Annotated in this window: 16 protein-coding genes; 9 read left to right on the forward strand and 7 right to left on the reverse strand. The window is 49.4% G+C overall.

From position 1 onward, the window contains the following. Window positions 1-360: 360 nt before the first annotated feature. The 4 genes from gcvPA to leuS all read left to right on the forward strand — a co-directional run bounded on the left by gcvPA (window position 361) and on the right by leuS (window position 7348). The gene (gene gcvPA, locus Pan54_RS20565) at window positions 361-1707 is read left to right on the forward strand and encodes an aminomethyl-transferring glycine dehydrogenase subunit GcvPA (protein ID WP_146505266.1); all 1347 of its coding nucleotides are present in this window, start codon (window positions 361-363) and stop codon (window positions 1705-1707) included. 160 nt (window positions 1708-1867) lie between these two features. Further along, the gene (gene gcvPB, locus Pan54_RS20570) at window positions 1868-3391 is read left to right on the forward strand and encodes an aminomethyl-transferring glycine dehydrogenase subunit GcvPB (protein WP_146505267.1); all 1524 of its coding nucleotides are present in this window, start codon (window positions 1868-1870) and stop codon (window positions 3389-3391) included. A gap of 154 nt (window positions 3392-3545) precedes the next feature. Further along, window positions 3546-4220: a lipoate--protein ligase family protein gene (locus Pan54_RS20575; protein WP_146505268.1), complete on the forward strand. Its 675-nt coding sequence runs from the start codon at window positions 3546-3548 to the stop codon at window positions 4218-4220. A gap of 203 nt (window positions 4221-4423) precedes the next feature. Further along, on the forward strand, window positions 4424-7348 hold the full coding sequence (leuS, locus tag Pan54_RS20580; RefSeq protein WP_146505269.1) for a leucine--tRNA ligase: 2925 nt from the start codon (window positions 4424-4426) through the stop codon (window positions 7346-7348). Window positions 7349-7456: 108 nt separating this feature from the next. Here leuS and Pan54_RS20585 read toward each other — a convergent pair whose 3' ends face one another. Continuing rightward, window positions 7457-7954 (reverse strand): hypothetical protein, encoded by a 498-nt coding sequence (locus tag Pan54_RS20585; protein ID WP_146505270.1) that lies wholly within the window; start codon window positions 7952-7954, stop codon window positions 7457-7459. A gap of 118 nt (window positions 7955-8072) precedes the next feature. Beyond that, window positions 8073-9215 carry an adenosyl-hopene transferase HpnH gene (gene hpnH, locus Pan54_RS20590; RefSeq protein ID WP_146506516.1) on the reverse strand — a complete coding sequence of 381 codons (1143 nt, stop codon included), beginning with the start codon at window positions 9213-9215 and terminating at the stop codon, window positions 8073-8075. A gap of 557 nt (window positions 9216-9772) precedes the next feature. On the opposite strand from hpnH, the gene csrA reads away from it, so the two are divergent. Further along, a complete protein-coding gene (gene csrA, locus Pan54_RS20595; protein ID WP_146506517.1) occupies window positions 9773-9973 on the forward strand; it encodes a carbon storage regulator CsrA in 201 nt (66 codons plus the stop codon). Between the two features lie 201 nt (window positions 9974-10174). Here the strand turns inward: csrA and moaC are convergent, their stop codons facing one another. The 4 genes from moaC to Pan54_RS20615 form a co-directional block, all read right to left on the reverse strand. Beyond that, complete coding sequence (gene moaC / locus Pan54_RS20600; RefSeq protein ID WP_146505271.1) at window positions 10175-10660, reverse strand: cyclic pyranopterin monophosphate synthase MoaC; 486 nt, start codon at window positions 10658-10660, stop codon at window positions 10175-10177. Between the two features lie 72 nt (window positions 10661-10732). Then, on the reverse strand, window positions 10733-12451 hold the full coding sequence (locus Pan54_RS20605) for an ArnT family glycosyltransferase (protein WP_146505272.1): 1719 nt from the start codon (window positions 12449-12451) through the stop codon (window positions 10733-10735). 77 nt (window positions 12452-12528) lie between these two features. Next, window positions 12529-14157, reverse strand: coding sequence for a DUF6798 domain-containing protein (locus Pan54_RS20610; protein WP_146505273.1), 1629 nt, complete (start codon window positions 14155-14157; stop codon window positions 12529-12531). A gap of 105 nt (window positions 14158-14262) precedes the next feature. Continuing rightward, window positions 14263-14442: a hypothetical protein gene (locus tag Pan54_RS20615; protein ID WP_146505274.1), complete on the reverse strand. Its 180-nt coding sequence runs from the start codon at window positions 14440-14442 to the stop codon at window positions 14263-14265. A 306-nt stretch (window positions 14443-14748) separates the two neighbouring features. On the opposite strand from Pan54_RS20615, the gene Pan54_RS20620 reads away from it, so the two are divergent. From Pan54_RS20620 to Pan54_RS20630, 3 genes are all read left to right on the forward strand, one after another. Beyond that, entirely contained in the window at window positions 14749-15249 is a 501-nt protein-coding gene (locus tag Pan54_RS20620; protein ID WP_242631388.1) for a hypothetical protein, read from the forward strand. A gap of 249 nt (window positions 15250-15498) precedes the next feature. Continuing rightward, window positions 15499-16608: a GTP-binding protein gene (locus Pan54_RS20625; RefSeq protein WP_146505276.1), complete on the forward strand. Its 1110-nt coding sequence runs from the start codon at window positions 15499-15501 to the stop codon at window positions 16606-16608. Window positions 16609-16666: 58 nt separating this feature from the next. Then, the gene (locus tag Pan54_RS20630) at window positions 16667-17578 is read left to right on the forward strand and encodes an ion transporter (protein ID WP_146505277.1); all 912 of its coding nucleotides are present in this window, start codon (window positions 16667-16669) and stop codon (window positions 17576-17578) included. Window positions 17579-17604: 26 nt separating this feature from the next. Here the strand turns inward: Pan54_RS20630 and Pan54_RS20635 are convergent, their stop codons facing one another. Beyond that, window positions 17605-18660 carry a hypothetical protein gene (locus Pan54_RS20635; protein ID WP_146505278.1) on the reverse strand — a complete coding sequence of 352 codons (1056 nt, stop codon included), beginning with the start codon at window positions 18658-18660 and terminating at the stop codon, window positions 17605-17607. Window positions 18661-18999: 339 nt separating this feature from the next. Here Pan54_RS20635 and Pan54_RS20640 point away from each other — a divergent pair, with 339 nt between their 5' ends. Then, window positions 19000-19815, forward strand: coding sequence for an MBL fold metallo-hydrolase (locus Pan54_RS20640; protein WP_146505279.1), 816 nt, complete (start codon window positions 19000-19002; stop codon window positions 19813-19815). The last annotated feature ends 7 nt before the right edge of the window (window positions 19816-19822 follow it).

The raw sequence follows: 19822 nt of genomic DNA on the forward strand, positions 1-19822 counted from the left end.
CGTATCGTTGAACTTCCGGGGGTTTCCGCTAATGCGGAGCGCCCCCGCCACCCGCCGTAGGTTGCTCGATACAAGACGTAGTCGCCTCAGTTCTTATCGATCACGTTCTGCTGTTTTGCTTATTTTTCTCATTAGACGATTGATCGTGTCAAACTCTATGCCCAGGCACGGTCAAATTGTCACATTTTGCATTTCGCTTTCCCGGATCGTTCGGAACTGAGGCTTTGATTGTCTACAATGCAATCAGAGTTAAATTTCTGGTGATTGTGCCAGTATCAACTGATCTGCTGTAGAGTTTGCTCGGCCAGTCAGCAGCCTGATTCTCTGAATTTCGAAACTCACGCCACAAGGATTTCCAGCGTGTCCTATCTGTTTGCTACCCCCGATGAAACTCAGCAAATGCTTCAGGAGATTGGCGTCGATAAAATCGACGATCTTTTCGAGCAAATTCCCGAATCGGTCCGCCGAACGGAAGAACTCGACATTCTGCCAGCTCTGAGTGAAATTGAACTCGATCGCGTGCTCAATCAGGTAAGTGCCGAGTTTGCCCGTCATGGAGATCGTACCTGTTTTCAGGGCGGCGGGGCTTACGACCATTTCATTCCGGCGACCGTCGATGAAATCTGCTCCCGCGGCGAGTTTTACACGGCTTACACTCCTTATCAGGCCGAGGCAAGTCAGGGAACTTTGCAGGCGTTCTTTGAATTTCAGTCGCTGATTGCAGAACTCACAGGACTCGATGTCGCCAACGCGAGTCTGTACGAAGGAGCCAGTGCCCTCGCCGAAGCGATCATCATGGCGATTCGCTGCACCAACCGAGCCGGCAAAGTGATCATCTCGGGCAGTGTACATCCCGAATATATTCAGACAGTGCGGACATATCTGCATCGTCATCCCTGTGAAATTGTAGTGGTCGATACGATCGACGGCATTACCGACTGGCAGCAGGCGGCTCAGCAGATTGACGACAATACAGCTGCCGTTGTCGTACAGCATCCAAACTTCTTCGGTTGCCTGGAAGATGTTCAGTCGGTAGTCGATCAGGCTCATGCGGCTGGAGCATTGGCGATTGAAGTCTTCGATCCTGTCAGCCTGGGTGTGATCAATCGCCCAGGCGATTACGGCATCGACATTGCGGTCGCAGAAGGTCAGTCACTCGGAATTCCTCTGCAGTTCGGCGGCCCCTATCTGGGATTGATGGCCTGTCGCGAAAAATTCGTTCGCAAAATGCCGGGGCGCCTTATCGGTCAGACAACCGATAAAGCAGGTCGTCGTGCCTTCGTCCTCAATTTTCAGACACGTGAACAACATATCCGCCGCGACAAGGCGACCAGTAATATCTGTACGAATCAGGGATTGATGGCCTTGCGGGCCTCGGTTTATATCGCTCAGCTGGGGCCAGAGGGATTCGCCGAGCTCGGAAAACAATGTTGCCATAAAGCCAATTATACGGTTGAGAAGCTGACCGAAGCAGGACTGGGTACGCTCGCGTATCCTCATCCCTTCTTCAAAGAATTTGTGTTTCAGTTCAAACAGCCCGTTACAGAAATCCTCGAAAAAGCCAAAGCGGCTGGCTTCAATTTGGGACCGGAACTCAATCGATTCGAGTTTGGCACCGGGGCACCAGAAAATTCATTGCTGATCGCAGTGACCGAGAAGCGAACACGTGAAGAAATCGATCGGCTGGTCGCCGCTTTAAAATCGTAAAGGCGAGCCGAGTCAGTTATGACTCGGGTTTTGTCACGATTATTGTGCGAAATTATCAAATTCCAATGTCATTTATTTATCGAACTCACCCGTCGCATGACTGCGACGGCTCGCCTCAATAAAACACAACATCATTCTTTCAGAATGGAAACGCGATCCCATGGAAAATCGAATCGCCTTGCAGTTACTTCAGGAACTTTCCGTCACCGGACGACGTGCCACCTGCTTTCCCACAGAAGACATTCCGACCGATGATCTTTCGTCTCTGCTGCCTGAAGAACATCGTTCGTCTCGAAAACTGAAACTGCCGGAACTGGCAGAAGGGGACATTGTGCGGCATTACGTTTCGCTCTCTCAGCGAAACATGTCGGTCGATACCCACTTCTATCCGCTGGGCAGTTGTACGATGAAGTACAACCCAAAACGGCACGAACGCTGGGCCGGGCTGAATGGGCTGATCAACGTGCATCCGTATGCCGATGGAGCCGACATTCAGGGGCTGCTCGGGATTCTGTACGAGATGCAGGAAATGCTGGCTGAGATTTCTGGATTACCTTCCGTCTCGTTGCATCCGGCAGCTGGTGCTCAGGGAGAGTTCGCGGCTCTGTTGACCGCTTCGGCTTACTTTGCCGATCGTGGTGAAGATCGAAAAACGGTCATCTTCCCCGCCAGTGCTCATGGCACCAACCCGGCCTCGGCTTCGATGGCTGGCTACAAGTGTATTCAACTCAAGCCTTCCAAAACCGGACTGGTGAACCTGGAAGATCTCAAGCAGCATCTTTCGAATGAAGTCGCCGTGTTCATGGTGACGAATCCGAACACGATCGGCCTGTTCGAATTTGATATTGTGGAAGCCAGTCGACTCGTTCATGAAGCAGGCGGACTCGTTTACATTGATGGCGCCAACATGAACGCCATCCTCGGCAAAACCCGCCCGGGCGATTTTGGCGGCGACATGATGCACTACAACGTCCATAAAACATTCACTGGTCCTCACGGAGCAGGCGGGCCGGGCGCAGGCCCAATTGCCGTCCGCGATTTTCTCGCCGACTATCTCCCCGGTCCCGTCATCGTAAAAGAAAACAATGCCGAGGGAGATACTGTTTATCGATTAACGAATCCTCCAAAATCCGTCGGACAACTCCGCTCATTCCTCGGTAACATTGGCATCCTCTTACGCGGCTACTTCTACATCCGCACGCTCGGCGGTCCCGGCTTACGGGAAGTTTCCGAGTATGCGGTTCTGAATGCGAACTATCTGCTCGCACTGCTCAAAGATGTTCTCGATGTGCCCAATGGTGATCGCTGTATGCATGAATTCGTGGCCTCTGCCAGTGCTCTGAAAAAGCAGGGAATTACGGCCATGGATATCGCCAAGCGACTTCTCGATTACGGTTTCCACGCTCCAACCGTTTACTTTCCGCTTGTAATTGCCGAAGCGATGATGATGGAGCCCACCGAAACGGAATCGAAACAGACACTCGATCAATTTGCGGCCACCTTCAAGAAGATTATCGCCGAAGATCCCGAGAAGGTTCAGAACGCACCTCACTCGACTCCTGTCTGTCGCCCCGATGAAGTGAAGGCTGCCCGACAACCGATTTTGACTTACTGTCCCTGCGATGTGCAGCTGGATCTCGAAAATAAACCGGCGACAACAGAAGCCGTTCCTTCGTTTATTTAAGTGCAGTAGGGTGCGTCCTGACGCACTATGCTGAGGAGGTTGATTCTCACTTTTTCCGTTGTGATTTCATTACGCCTTCGCCTGATTAATTCATCATGAACTTATTACAAAACACCATCTGCAGCACGGTGCGTCAGGACGCACCCTACAAATTATGACCACGGCACATCTCTACAACGATCTGACACCAAAGTCCGGTCGTTACAATATGCACACCGATGAATGGCTGCTGACTCAGGCGATTGAACAACAGCAAATCTCACTTCGATTTTATCGCTGGGAAGAGCCGACGCTCAGCCTGGGCTATTTTCAAAGCCGCCGCGAATTTCATCCGCCTGTTCGACTCAAAAATCTTCCACAAGTCGAACGGCTTTCCGGCGGTGGAGCGATTCTGCATGATCTCGAACTAACCTACAGCATCGCATTGCCCGCTTCGCATCTTATTTCACAGAACCCGACCGAGCTCTATTCCGTAGCTCACTCAGCCGTCATCAAGGCTCTGGCTGAACAGCAGATTGAGGTCGCAATGCGGGGAGAAGATCAAGCCGATCGTAACGATCAATTCCTCTGCTTTTTAAGAGGTGATCGTCACGATGTCCTTTCGGGAGAACACAAAATCCTCGGCAGTGCTCAACGCCGCCGCAAGGGTGCCATTCTTCAGCATGGCTCCCTCATTCTTGGCACTTCTGAATTCGCTCCTGAAATTCCGGGGTTGCAGAATCTGACGAACCGGCAGATCGATCTCGAAGCCCTTACTACTACTCTCTTCGAAAAGTTGAAACCCCTGGCAACCACCTGGCAGATGGCACTTCCAGTAGAATTCAAATGATACAAGCACGAAGCGCAAGCGAGTGAGTTTAACCGGATGGACACACTCGCTTGCGCTTCGTGCTTGTAGCGGATTTCCATTTCTCTGAACCATATACAACCGGCTGATGTCCGTTAAACTATCGATTGAATTGCCATCCTCAGGAAATGAGAGGGTGGCTGGAATTTCTTTCACGCATTTAACTCCCAATCTGAACGATTCCCATGCCACGTTACGAACCGCAGTCGATCGAGCCGAAATGGCAGCAATTCTGGGCAAAAAATAATACGTTTGTCACTCCAGAAGAACCTCGTGAAGGCTCTCAGGACAAAATGTACGTCCTCGATATGTTTCCGTATCCTTCGGGTGATGGTTTACATGTCGGGCACCCGGAAGGTTACACGGCGACCGATATCCTCTGCCGGTTTTCACGGATGCAGGGGAAGCATGTGCTGCACCCGATGGGTTGGGATGCGTTTGGATTGCCAGCCGAGCAGCATGCGATCAAAACGGGTACGCACCCCCGCGATACGACCTATAAGAACATTGACAATTTTCGTCGCCAGTTACAGATGCTCGGATTCAGTTACGACTGGAGCCGAGAAATTTCGACGACGGATGAAGGCTATGTCCGCTGGACGCAATGGATTTTCCTGCAGCTGTTCAAATCCTGGTACGATCCTGAACTCGAATGGACCGGCCCCGATGGGAAAACCCGCACCGGCAAAGCCCGGCCGATTTCTGAACTTCCGATTCCTACAGAAGTGAATTCGGCTGGCGAAGATGCAGTTCGCAAATATCAGGATGAACATCGTCTGGCGTACCAGTCCGATGCCCCCGTCAACTGGTGCCCTGGTTTAGGTACAGTGCTTTCCAATGAGGAGATCACTGCAGATGGCAGAAGTGAGAGAGAAGGCCATCCGGTTGAACGTCGCAAGTTGCGACAGTGGATGTTGCGAATCACTTCGTTTGCGGATCGTCTGTTGAAAGAACTGGATGATCTCGACTGGCCGGAATCGGTTAAGTTATTACAGCGAAACTGGATTGGTAAGAGTGTCGGGGCAGAGGTCGATTTTCTGGTCAAAGGGCTAGAGAGCAGCGACAGTTTCGAGGCTTGGAAATCATCTCGAAAAGAATCGGGCTTTATAAGAACGCCCGAAGAGAATGTTCTGCGAGTTTATACGACTCGTCCGGATACATTATTCGGAGCGACATATATGGTCATTGCGCCGGAGCATCCGCTGGTGGAGGCTCTTTCGACTGCCGACCAGAAAGAAGCAGTCGCGGATTACGTACGCAAGTCGTCTCTGAAAAGTGAGTTGGATCGAACCGACCTGGCTAAAGGCAAGACCGGCGTCTTCAGCGGCAGTTATGCCATCAATCCGGTCAACGGAAAAGAAATTCCGATCTGGATTGCCGATTACGTGCTCATCAGTTACGGGACCGGTGCGATCATGGCGGTGCCGGGGCACGATGAGCGGGATCTTGAATTTGCACGAGCCTTTGACTTGCCAGTGATTCCCGTTGTTCAGCCTCCCGATGAAGATGTTGACCCAATCGGATTTACCGGCTTGGGAACCGCAATCAATTCCGGTGAGTTTGATGGGACACCGACTGCGGAGTTCAAGAAGAAAATTACTGCCGCTTTGAATGCAGACGGGTTAGGCAAAGAAGCAGTCAACTTCCGGTTGCGTGACTGGTTATTTTCACGTCAGCGTTATTGGGGCGAGCCGTTTCCGATTTGGCATGAGTTGAATGCAGATGGCAAACCAACCGGTAATGTGCGAGCAGTTGAGGAATCCGAGTTGCCGGTCCGTCTGCCGGATATGGACGACTTTGCGCCGAAGGGTACACCCGAGCCACCCCTTTCCGCAGCTCCAGAAGAGTGGTTATATCGAACATTGGACGATGGCACGAAACTGCGACGCGAAACGAACAGCATGCCGCAATGGGCGGGGAGTTGCTGGTATTATCTGCGGTTCTGCGATCCGAAAAACAATGAAGCCTTCATCGATGCGGAGAAGGAAAAGTACTGGCTGCCGGTCGATGTCTACATCGGTGGAGCCGAACATGCGGTGCTGCATCTGTTGTACTCCCGCTTCTGGCATAAGGTGTTGTTCGATCTGGGGCATCTGCATTCTGCTGAGCCGTTTCACAAGTTAGTGAATCAGGGAATGATTCTCGGTGAAGCTGAGTTCACCGCTTATCGCGTCGCGACTAAGAGTGCAGTCAGTGATCAACGGGATGAACCATTTGCGGACGATCTGCAACAGAAATGGGTTTCGAGTCGAAATGTTGAAGAGAAGGATGATGAGTTCGTTGAGAAAGAGACGGGAGCGATCCTCGAAGCGGTGTTAATCGATGAAAAAGAGACCACCAAAAAAGGAAACGATTTCATCCTCAAATCAGATGCATCGATTGTTATCGATTCCCGGACTCACAAGATGTCCAAGTCTCGTGGCAATGTCATCAATCCCGATGATATCGTGAACGACTACGGAGCTGATTCGTTGCGTCTCTATGAGATGTTCATGGGGCCGCTCGAACAAACCAAGCCCTGGAATATGTCGGGTGTGGAAGGGGTGTATCGTTTCCTTGGTCGTGTCTGGCGCATGATTGTCGATGAACGCAATGATGACGAAACGGTTCTGCATGCGGACGTTCAGGATGTTGAACTGAATGACGAGCAAACGCGGATGCTGCACAAGACGATCAAAGCGGTAACGGAAGATATCGAAAAATTGTCCTTTAATACCGCCATCAGTCGGATGATGGAATTCACAAATGAATTCAGCAGTCAACAGCCGCGACCGAAGTCGGCAATGATTCCGTTCGTGCAGTTGCTCAATCCGTTTGCACCGCATATTGCTGAAGAACTGTGGCATGTGTTGGGGCAAACAGATTCACTGACTTATTCGACCTGGCCGAAGTTCGATGAGAGCAAACTTGTCGAAAGTGAAATCGAAATTCCTGTGCAGATTAATGGCAAGCTGCGTGCGAAAGTCAAAGTGCCAGCCGAGGCGGATAAAGACACAATGGAATCTGCGGCTAAAGCGGATGAGACGATCGTTCAAATGTTAGAAGGGAAGCAGATCGTCAAAACGATTTGTGTGCCCGGCCGAATGGTGAACTTTGTCGTGAAGGGCTAATGAGAAATGGGTGAATTGTCAGGTAACGCTCGCAGCTGCAATAGATCCGGAAGCTTTTTGTCGACTGGTTCAAACAGCAGATGGAGAACTCGTTGATCTTTAACTCTGTTATTGACGCACAGGAACATCCATAGGTAAGCGAACTTCCACATCATGAGTTGGAATAGGAACGACTCGGGACTTTTCCGGGTCGTCTGCAATCCGCAGGACATCCCGGCAGTATTCATGACAATTGATGCAGGTTGTCAGGGAGTTCATGTAGACAAAAGCCGCCCCTTCGAGATTTTTTTGACGGGCCATCTGTTCGAGTTTTTCGGCCTGTTTCTGCATCTCAATCCGATGGTGGGCATAAATTTGATCTTTATGAGCGGCCCATTCCGTTGCCATGCAAATGCTTACGAGTTCCTTCGCTCCCTGTGAAATTTCCTCGAAGTCTTTTGTGACGAGGCCATTCGTAATTTTCTGAGAACTGGCCAGTTTTGCCAGCATCATGGACGATTGATGATCTTCGAGTTCAGCAGCCGTCATGCGGAGTTTTTCAGCCGCAAAGGAAGCTCCCGCCACGACGAACAATCCGGTCACAATCAATAGGTAGTGGCGAAACATATCACGAATTCCTGCTTAAGAAAAGTGTGCAGCGGGCGATCCGTTATGGGATCCTACATCTACTACATCAGGAATTATCGGAAGTAAGTACCTGCAATCTGCATCGATTCATCCAGATTTATGATGATTCCGTTATGTTTTCGGGGACTTGCAGCGGGACGAGATCCGATTGTGCGTGTGGAAAAGAGGCAGGTTGGCCTGAGATTTTGGTGGATGCTACTGGCTTAGGGAATGGAGCAGACGTGGATTTTGTACCCATAAGTGTCAATTTTGCGGTTTTCCAGAATCCTTTCCACGTGGTAAATGTCTGCTGAACGGCTGTCGCTTCGTATCCCGAGTGGACCATGCAGTTGGTGCATTTGGGGTTGCCGCTGGCACGTCCGTACTTTGACCACTCGGTCAGGTCCATCAATTCCTGGAAACTGCTGACGTGACCTTCGTCGACCAGGTAGCAGGGTTTCTGCCAGCCGAACAGGTTGTAAGTAGGATTTCCCCAAGGCGTGCATTCGAGCTCCCAGCGGCCTTTCAGGAATTCGAGAAAGAGCGGGCTTTGATTGAACCGCCATGCTTTGCCTGCTTTGGAAAAGACCTGCTGAAAGAGAGAGATCGTTTGTTCGCGGGGCAGGAAGTTGTTCTGGTCAGGAGCTTTCTCGTATTCGTAGCCGGGGGAAACCATCATTCCTTCGACGCCGAGTTCAGTCAGTTCGTCGAACATCTCCTGAACATGAGCAGGATCGGCATTGCGAAAGAAGGTGCTGTTTGTCGTGACGCGAAAGCCAGCTTTGAGAGCGGCTTTAATTCCCTGAATAGCCGTCTCATAAACTCCTTTTCGGCAGACCGCCTGATCGTGAACATCGCCAACCCCATCGATATGCACAGAAAATGAGAGAAAAGGACTCGGCTTGAATTTGTGCAGATGCTTATCGAGCAGCAATCCGTTCGTGCAGAGGTAGATGTACTTTTTTCGCTCGATCAGTCCCTTAACAATTTCATCGATACGAGAATGCAGCAGCGGTTCGCCGCCGGGGATGGAAACGATGGGAGCCCCGCATTCGTCTACGGCTGCAAAACATTGTTCGGGCGTCAGTTCTTTACGCAGGACATCGACCGGCTGCTGAATTTTGCCACAACCGGCACAGGCGAGATTGCAGCGAAACAAAGGTTCGAGCATCAACACCAGTGGATACCGCTTGCGACCAAGCAATCGTTGCGTGATCACATAGCGGGAAACCGTCCACATCTGGGAAACTGGAACACCCATCATCACATCCTTGCTGGGGCTGGCGAGCAAGATCTTTAATTCGTGAGATGCGAATCATTCAACCCTGAACGCGAATTTTCAAACTCTGTCTTATGAAATTTCGTATGAAGTTAATGGAATTCTATCAAGAATGAAATTTACACGTAAGTAGAACTACGAATTCCATTTTGAGTTGCCGCTCCCGCCTTTTAGTAACGTATCTCCTTAGCTGGCAAGGTGTTGAGGAGATGTCGTGGAGTCTATGTGAATGGGAATGTTGAATTTGGGGGTTTGCAGTGACCTTTCCGGTGGGCACTGGCGTTGATGGATTAACGGGTAGATTCGCTACAGGTGGACAGGAATCGAGCCTCTGAGCATTTCTGTAAAAGATTCCTCAACAATTTGGTCGTCATGCAGTTTATGTTTAAGCATAAGAGTCAGCGGACGGACGGGTGAATGAACCCGCTGCCCGAATTGGCTGCAGGTCTCATCTCTGGAGAGTGGATCTGTCAGGAAACAATGGACCGTTATTTAAAAGGATGGCCGACGTAATCGTCGGTGCATTTCGGGGATGTGAAATGCTGGTACTCAGTAGAAAACAGGACGAGAAAATTATCATCGGTGACAATATCTCTCTGATGGTGATCTCCATTCAGGGCGACAAAGTCCGACTTGGCATCGAAGCTCCTAAAAATGTGAGCATTCATCGCCAGGAAGTTTACGAAGCGATCAAACGTAAAGAGTGTGAGACCGAAGAGGAATCGACGACAGACGTATAAGTATTGCGAATTGAAAGAGATCTGCAGGATCAACGATGGTAGACTTCAATGAATGAAGTCCTCAAGACGACAAACGTTAAGCAGAAAGCTCGCTTGACGATTTGAAATCATAGAAAAGCGTCCTGCAGGAGCAAACGAGGCAAACTTGAACAACAGTCGTCCATGCGACTGCCCATGGTCAAGCAGAATGCTTGTGAGACTTCACCCCGGAGTCTTTTCTTTCAAAAAGTGCCCACTGCGACCTCCCTGTTTTTCGATCAGTTGGACCTGACTGATCGTCATTTCCCGATCGACGGATTTGCACATATCGTAGATGGTTAACGCAGCCACTGTCACCGCAGTGAGCGCCTCCATTTCCACGCCCGTTTTGGAAGTCACTGAAACGCAGGCTTCAATCCGAACACGATCCGGCTCGATTGCCTGTATGTCTACTGATGTGGACTCGAGTGGTAATGTGTGACAGAGCGGGATAAGTTCAGCCGTTCTTTTGGTCGCCATGATCCCCGCCAGTCTAGCCACTTCAAAAACTTCGCCCTTACCGAATCCCTGCTCAAGGATTCGCTGTAATGTCGCCGGCTGCATTTGCACATAACCCTCCGCCCGCGCCAAACGCTGCGTCACTGCTTTTGCACTCACATCGACCATGCGACTGGCTCCGGTCTCGTCGAAATGTGTGAAGTCGTTCATGGTGGTTTCTTTTTAGTTAATGGTTAATAGTCGTTAGTGAATAGTGGATTTCGAGATGCGATTAACTATTCACTAACGACTATTAACTAAATACAGAGCCGCGATACGGGAGCCTTTGGAGAATCCCAATCCTCCGACGTCAATTGAAATAATGGCTTCCCGAGAGTGATCTCGAAATTCTGCGGGAATATCTGAATAGCGGGAAAAGACGATGAGGTATTCGGGATTGGTTTCGGTTTCGTCTGCTGACCACGGTTTTAAAGTCCATTGTTTTTTGCGGATGATTGGTGTCTGTTTTCTGAGATCATCCAATTGGAACTGATGCAGGACGGGCATCACATGAATGGTTGCTCCGTCAGGGATTTTTTCTGCACAGTCTTCCCAAAACGAGCGTGTGAGACTGTCCTGCCAATAGGTCGCTTCAAAGCCAAGATATCTGGCATTGGCAGTGCCACCAGCCAGCAGGTTGTAGTAACTCAATTGATTGGGGTGTGTGCTGATGATCCCGATAGTCTGTAATATCAAAAGTAGTGCGGCAATGATGGCTGCTCGTTGAAATGAAAATCGATCTCGCATCCACTGCCAGACGAGTTGGCCGCCACGTCCAATGAAAACGGCCCACAGAGGATAAGCCATCAGAAATAAGCGACTGCCATCATACACGGCTGTTGAGGTTGAAAAAAGCAGTAATGGAAAGGTCAGGCAGATCAGAACCAGTGCCAATCGTGCATCGGCACCTCGTTCGCGGAGAAATTGAATGAGCCCCGCACCTCCCAGCAGATGAAATCCGACTGGCACAGTCACCAGAAAGATGACCCAGGGATAATGCCAGGGGACTTCGGTATCCTGAAAAACCTGCCCCAGATACCAGACATTCAGATGCACTCGTTCGGTGGCGCTGCCGAGAAATTTGCTGAGGTTGCCCAGAGGATCGAGCCATAGCCAGGGCCAGCCGAGAAAGAAGACGAGATTTGCCATGATTCCCCAACTCAACAGTGATGGAATTGACCGTCTACGTCCATACCAGAGTGCCCAGCCTATGATGCAGGGAATGATGAGAAAGCCCTGAATCTTGGTCAGCATCGCTAGCCCGAGATAGAGCCCCGGAATTAAACCGATTTTCCAGGTCCACTTGCGTAGATTCTCCTCGGTAATGCCTTTCGGGTTCGCATGAAAATATTTCGACCAGCTATTCGCGGTGCATAAGACGGCGAGTGTCACAAACAGATTCACACTCGATTCCAGCGAAGCCAAATGCGCATGTGCGAAGACCCGAGGCATCAGTAGCAATGCGAGCGCAGCAATCCATCCTGCAGATGGCCCAAACCATGTTCCCGCAGTTGCTCCGACGAGAAAGACGGTGAGCGCAAACAGACACGCAGAACCGACCCTGGCAGCAGCAGTGACATCAATGGAGCCGGGATCTGTGGGAGGAAACATATTCCACCATAGGTGATGTGTGATTCCGAGAATCCAGCGACCGAGAGGCGGATGATCGGGCAGATACGGAATTTTTGCGGGATCGCCGTAGATGTCCTGAGCATTCGTCGGATCGAACATGAACAGCCCGTACTGACGAAAGACTTCAACTAGCAGAATCCCTTGCTGGACATTGAACGATTCATCAATCGTAATCCCCGGGCCCTCGGCTAATCGAGGATAACTTCCCCCGGGATCGATGGTCAGGATGACAATCAATCCGGCCAGTAATCCGATAACGACGCCTCCCGACCAGTTCGAACCAAACAGGTGGCCCCAGCGAGAATGAGGTGTTGAAGATTCTGCCGTCATACCGGAAATATTATTCTATTTTTTTGCATCTGCTGCGTGAGACAATATATGTGCAACCCAACTTACGGAATAAGTTGTCATTTCAATGGAAATATTCGAAACGAACTATTGGCAAACACAGGCTCAATAGTAACAGCCCCTCTGTCTCTCGCAATAAAATATTCGGCCTGTGTCTCATGAGCCAATCTTGTTAAATCCTGTTCATCAATCATTTTGTCGGTATAACTTTCCACGCTCCAATTGTATTTGTAATTGAGCCTGCGATTCCATTCGAGAATTCCAGCAGCTTCCTGCGGGCAATCTTTATAGCAGACATACTCGGCTCGTTGGGCAAACCATTTGAAGGCCCAGGAATGTCGAGTGGTGACGATCAATGCGTCTTCCGGCGTGTTCTGTTGAATCCAGCTGCATAACTCAAGCCAATCCTGTCGCATTTGACTGGGCATTCTCGAAGAATTGCGATCTCCAAAAGGAAGAGTTACCGCCACGATAAACAGGCTGATCGTTAGCGAGAAATTCAAATATGCTTGTCGTTTTATACTTCCGATATCCTGTACTGATTTTGCATTGAAGACAATCAAAACCTTCGTCAGAACAATGGCGAGTATCGCTGGGAGAAGTAAATCATACAGGCGAAACGGATAAAACTTTAACAGTTTCACTCGCCAGGTCAGCCCAGGCATATCGGGTGGTTCAACGAATCGCAATCCGACCAAAACACCAACAAAGGCAAATAGCATTGCGGCCAGCGCAACCCCAACGAGCAAACGCAGGGCTCTTGTTCCTGAGGTTTCAGTCTGATTATTCTTGCTCAGAAATCGATAACTGAACCACAAGATCGCTGTCATGACCAGATAAGCGGCATACCTCCACCACTCGAATTCCATAGGATCGAGATGATGCTTGAGTCGACGGTAAACTTGAAGATAATCCCCTCCAAACTTTATTGAAGCAGGGGCATCATCCAGAATGACCATCAAAGCAGGCCACAATCCAGGCAGGCTTGTGATCAATAAACAAATCGCGGGGATCAGTGCTCGACGAGCCAGTGGCAATAACTTTGCGAGCTGAAATCGACTGGAGAAAAGGCCGTAAAAGAGCAATCCAAGCACCAGCCATAATCCGACCAGAGGGTGATAGGCAATCGATAGTCCGAAAAAGATTCCGGCTCGATTGGCTTGACCGTTTAGCAGAGCTCCTATTCCCCAGAAGCCAAAGCCATACGAGAACACCTTCGACTCGATGCCACCGATGACCCACTCGCCGGAAAAGTTGACGCTGGCCTGCATCAGCAGAAACACAGCCAATGGCAGGTGAGCAGCGGCAACGCCTGGGAGTAGCGACCGAGCCATTTTGTTCCAGCCAATTGCAAATATCAGCAATCCAAAGCAGCGACTGATTAATGTCGCTACGTGTAGCGAGCAGATGTTCGTCAGCCACCCCATCGTCACATAAAAGAACAAATGCGGATTGGAAGAACTCAGAAAGAAGTCTCGATCACACCACTGAGGATTCCAGAAGTGTCTGGCTTTCGTCATATAATGCGGCTCATTCACAGCAGGAATGGGAGTCCGCACAAACGACCAGACGAGCAACATTATCCATAATACAAGAATGCTGACAATCCATCCCGGTATCCGAGAGGAATGAGCATTCGCATCAGGAATAGAGTCTGTTTCAGAGGGAATGGAATGAATTTGAGTCATTGTCATAGACCTGCTTAGCTGTTGAGGTTTTAACAGCAATTTGAACAGGCTATCAAATTTGACATGATCACAAAATATTCCGCAGCAAAGATCGAAAGAACGAGACTATTTCTTAGAAGTCTTCTTTTTTGCAGCCGCTTTTTTCTTGGTCGCCTTCTTGACGGCTTTCGGCTTTGAAGTTGCAGATTTCTTTGATTTTGGTTTTGACTTCTTATCGGAAAAGATCCGATCCCAGCCGTCTGAAAATTCCGGGGTTGCACCTGTTCTGACAATTGGGCCGCTCATACAATCAATCCTGTTCGTTTTCAGTTATTCAATTTTAGCCGTGATTTGGCAATTCGAGTCGTTTCTTGCTGTGAGAAGAACTATTTCAACGTGTGGGCAATTTGTCAACCTTGTGAGCGCGGGTCGGATTCTGCACAATAGAGCAGTCTATTGTAAAACAATTTCATAAGAGAGCGTAGGCCAGACTGTGCCTGACGAAATATGACGACCAATATTATTGTCGTTTTTTTTTGAACTGTTCAAAGCCCTCAAGGGGCATCGGCTAACATAACTATGGATTTTCAAAATTTTGACGATGAGATGTCTATGAAACGAGTCTGGAATTCGGTTCGCATTGCGCGTTCTGTTCCCTATTCGTTATTTACCTTCGGGGTTTCCGATCTGGAGTATTATCTGGTTTTGAAACCTCAGGCTGAGAATTCCCAGGTGAAAATTCGTAAAGGTGAAATTAAAATCACAAAACCATTGATCGTGAGACCGGGAGATGCCTCTCTCGAATTTCAGGATTTTTACGAGTCCGAAGAGAACGATTCGCTGGTTCAATTTCTGATGTCTCGAACAGCCGCCTTTTCCAATTTGAAGTTGACCAATCATGCCGGGAAAGAAGAGATTGTTAGTGATCAGGTTGAGGAAGTGGTGGATCGCCTGAATCAAAAGCTGGATCGGGAAGACGAGGATCGTATTGCGATCCTGGTTGCTCCGGAAGCGTTGGCAGGAGTTGCCTTGATTCGCTATGCCGCAGAGCGAATTATCTCCAGTGCCCCTGAAAACTTGACGGAGTTACGAGAAAAAGGCTTTCTGCCCTAATCACAAAAATCTGACTGCGCATAAAAAACCCGGACAACCAAAGTTGACCGGGCGGATGTGTGTTGATGGGGTCTAAAATCTCAGGCCCGCTAAAATATCCGAAAAACACACGGGTATGAATCAGGTTTAATTATCATTGACAGAATTCAATTCGTCAATAGTGGTTGTTAAAAAGTTCATAGATTTGCATAATTTCATATTCTTATCTTCTTAAGGGTGTTTGTTCAACTTACTTTGAAAGCGAAATCAATGGCAAAGTCAATCCGGTACATCATGGTGGGAGGTTTTCTGGGAGCCGGTAAAACGACAACCCTGGCTCGGCTGGCGGGCATGTATCGCGAACAAGGCTTGAATGTGGGCATTGTGACAAACGATCAAGCCGACGATCTGGTCGATACCGGTTTGCTCCGCAGTCTTGGATTTAACGTCGAAGAAGTCGCGGGAGCCTGCTTTTGCTGCAGTTTCAACGAACTGATGGATCAGATGCAGAATCTGAGTGCCGACAAACGACCGGATGTCATCCTGGCCGAACCCGTCGGCAGCTGTACGGATCTGGTTGCAACCGTCATTCAACCTCTTAAGCATCTGTTCGAGCGGGAATTTGAGATCGCTCCTTATGCCGTCATTCTGAAACCGAGCCACGGCAAGAAGATTCTTTCCGCGACCTCTACAACCGGCTTTTCGCCGAAAGCCGAGTACATCCTGAAAAAGCAGCTGGAGGAAGCTGATCTGATTCTTATCAATCGATGTGATGAATTGAGCACAGCCGAAGCCGATGAACTTGAACAGCTGCTCGCTAAGAACTTTCCGGGCACACCTGTTCTTCGCGGCTCGGCAACTGAAGGAACTGGCTTTGAAGCAATTTCCGAGTTTCTCGATCAGCAGGGTGAGTTTGGTCGAAAAATTCTGGATATCGATTACGATGTCTACGCAGAAGGCGAAGCGGAACTAGGCTGGCTCAATTGCAGCGTGAGATTGAATGCAGAAAATGAGTTCGATCTCGACAGATTTCTGGTCGACATCGTTGAGGGGATCCGTCAAGAATTGCTGTCCAACGGAGCCGAGCCTGCCCATCTGAAAACAATTGGCTTGTGGGAAGGATTCTTTGGCGTCGCGAATCTGATCAGCAGCGATACCGACGTTCGGCTTTCACTCCCTTCCCATCAAAAGGCGAAAGTGGCCGATATTGTCGTCAATGCGCGTGTCGCCTGCGACCCGGAACTGCTCGAACAGATCGTGAAAAAAGTACTCGACCATCAAGCCAGCCAAATCAATGCGGATCTGGAATATCGTCAGTTACAAAGTTTTCGACCAGGGCGACCGGAGCCGACGCATCGATATGCGACTGCAAAGACCTAATGGAAAAGTACATCTGAGAATATGATTGCTCCAGAATGTTGAAGAACAGACCGGCACCATGAAACGTAAAGAGCAGTATCAACTCGACTTCCCGAAAGATCCATTTCTGGGTGGGGAAAATCTTTCTCCACTCCAGTTGAAATTGAATGAGATTATTTTCGGTGTCGATACCTTTGCCGGTCGCCTCTTCGATATCGTACTTCTGGTCGCCATCATGATTTCCGTGATGACCGTCATGCTGGAAAGCGTGCAAGACCTGCAAGTGCGCTACGGTCAGATCTTCTTATTGATCGAGTGGGTGCTCACAATCCTGTTCACCATCGAATATCTGGTGAGGCTCGGCTGTGTTTCGAAACCGTCGAAATATGCCTTCAGCTTTTATGGGATTGTCGATTTACTCTCGATCCTGCCGACATTTGTCGCGTTATTCCTCTCCGGATCAAAATCGTTACTTGTCATTCGAGCCTTGCGATTGTTGCGGGTCTTCCGCGTGCTTAAAGTCGCCCATTGCATGAAGGAAGCCAACCATCTCTGGATTGCCTTTCGAGCAACCCAAAGCAAAATCATGGTTTTTCTATTTGTCGTGATGACAATCATTCTGCTCATGGGCTCAGCCATGTACTTGATTGAAGGGCCGGCTCATGGATTCACGAGTATTCCGAAGAGTGTTTACTGGGCAATCGTGACCATGACGACAGTTGGCTATGGAGACATTGCCCCACAAACGATTCTCGGACAATCGCTCGCAGCGGTAGCGATGATTCTCGGCTACGGCATCATCATTGTGCCGACCGGTGTCTTTTCCGTCGAAATAGTAGCAGCCAGCAGGGCCGATAAACATCTCGATATGCCCTGTACCAATTGCGATCTTCATCAGCACGAAACTGATGCCATTTTCTGCAAGCACTGTGGAGAAAAATTACCACGAGCCGCCCGGAAGTTCGAGTTGAGTCAGCAAGAAGAAGCTTAGGCGCAATTTACAATTGCACGATGGAATCACTCTGATGCGTGAATGATCTTTCCTGTAAGAGTCGAACCGATACGGATCTGCCAGAACCAGAAAGTGTTTGGCAGTAATTCTCCTGCCTGATTTTGGACGAGAATCTGCTCGGGGTTGCGATAGCCGAGTTGCATTGCGAATTCGGCTGTTCGCCATTCATCCGGGATACCCAGTTCTGTGTAAGTCTTTAGGATTTCCTGCCAGAGTTTGGTCAGTGAAAAACCTACTTTAGAAAGTTCGGAGGCTCGTGTCAGAATGACTTGGGCTTGTTCGCGCTTTTGTAATATTGATTGATCAGGTGCATTAAAATCAACGGTTTCGGTCGTGGCATAATATAGACCTGCCTGGGACACGATCCCGTGCACTGCACAACGAGATTGAATCGGTGTGTGATCGCAGTCCCAGTGTGGATATTGGAAATGATGCTCATCGGCATAAACCTGCAGGCGTTGCGGTTGAAATTGATGAGCAATCAATTCTGCAGCGATCAAACTGGCGACTTCAATTTCGGTTTGACCGGGTTGTATTTTAGAGGCGACCTCATTGACAAGCTGAGTCAGCTTCTGTTGAGTTGTACTGTATTTATTGGCAGTGCTCTCTGAGAATTGTTGTCGTAAGGGATCGATTCGATTCGCCAGTGCACGTGTGCGACCGAAACCAGAATCGCTAATGACGGCTCGACCCCGGCAGATTTCATCCGACAAATCTTCCAGACCGTCCGTCCAGAGACGTTCCTTCAGTTGAAAGCCAAGTGCTTTGATTTCACGATCAAAGAATTGGGGAGCGACCGAGTCAACTGTTAAAACAATCCGCCCCGTTTTGTTGATGAAGAGAGCTGTTTCTGGACGGCCACTTCCATGCTGAAAATGAACCTGTCCACCAGCCGTGAACCAGGCGATGTTTTCTGGAAGAGTGAGCAGTAATCCGTCGTATCGAGTTTCCTGTAACAACTTCAGAACGGCTTGATGATTCTGTTCGACTTCCTCATATCGCTGCCGATCGAGCTGATGCAGGTCTAGCAAGTCTCCAAATTTTTCAGGTGTGATATCCAAAGCTATTCCTTCGAGAATGTAACATTTCAAGCAATCTGATGGAGATTTGATACTGAAGGCAAATACGATAACTACTGCAAAAGGCGAGCCGAGTCAGTCATGACTCGGGTGGGTTTGGTTCATCATCAACAAAGTTTTCTATTCTCACACAATAATCGTGAGGAAACCCGAGCCATAACTGGCCCGGCTCGCCTGAATTTTTAAAATGAAACTTGCTTCCAGTATTGCTGGTTGCGTTGTAATTTACTGTTTTGAATAAGAGTTGTCAGACGATAAGCGAAATAAACATGCGTAAGCCGGGCGGTGAAGAATCCGGCTTATCGAATGGAATGAAGATTAATGAATGTCGAGTTAATACAGCCTGGAGGAAACTCCAAGGGCGAGATTATCATTCTCGGATCGGGGACAAGCCATGGTGTGCCGCTGGTGGGTTGCCGTTGTCCGGTCTGTCAGTCCGAAAATCCTCGTAATAACCGCACACGCAGCAGTATTCTCGTCCAGGCTCCCGAAGGGAATTTTTTGGTCGATACGACTCCTGAAATGCGAATCCAGTTGATCCGCGAAAAAGTCCGACTCGTGCACGCAGCCGTGTTCACTCATTGTCATGCCGATCACATTTTCGGTCTGGACGATTTGCGTCAGTTCGGACATTTACTCGATCAAGATATCCCGTTGTACTGCGAGCCAATGGTCGAGCAGCAACTCAAGCAGGCGTATTCGTATGCATTCACTCCGCTGCCACCACATGGACGTCGCGGAGCGGTGCCGCGATTTGAAATACGACGGGCAACGACTGAACCTTTTGATTTACTCGGTATTCGGGTGCAACCTCTCCGGTTGATGCACGGCCGATTGCCGATCCTCGGATATCGCTTCGGGAATGTCGCCTATTGCACAGATGTCAGTGAGATTCCACCAGAGACGTGGCCGTTGCTGGAAAATCTGGATGTGCTGATCATCGATGCGTTACGATTCCGTCAGCATCCCACCCACTTCAACCTGACTCAGGCAACTCTGGTCAGCGAACGATTGCGTCCCCGGCAGACTTACTTTACTCACATCGCACATGATATTGAGCATGAGTACGTTTCGGGGAAATTACCAAAGGGAATTGACCTGGCTTATGATGGCTTGCGAATCCCGGTCACCTTTTGAAATTTCA

It is taken from the genome of Rubinisphaera italica (genome assembly GCF_007859715.1).
Lineage (GTDB): Bacteria > Planctomycetota > Planctomycetia > Planctomycetales > Planctomycetaceae > Rubinisphaera > Rubinisphaera italica.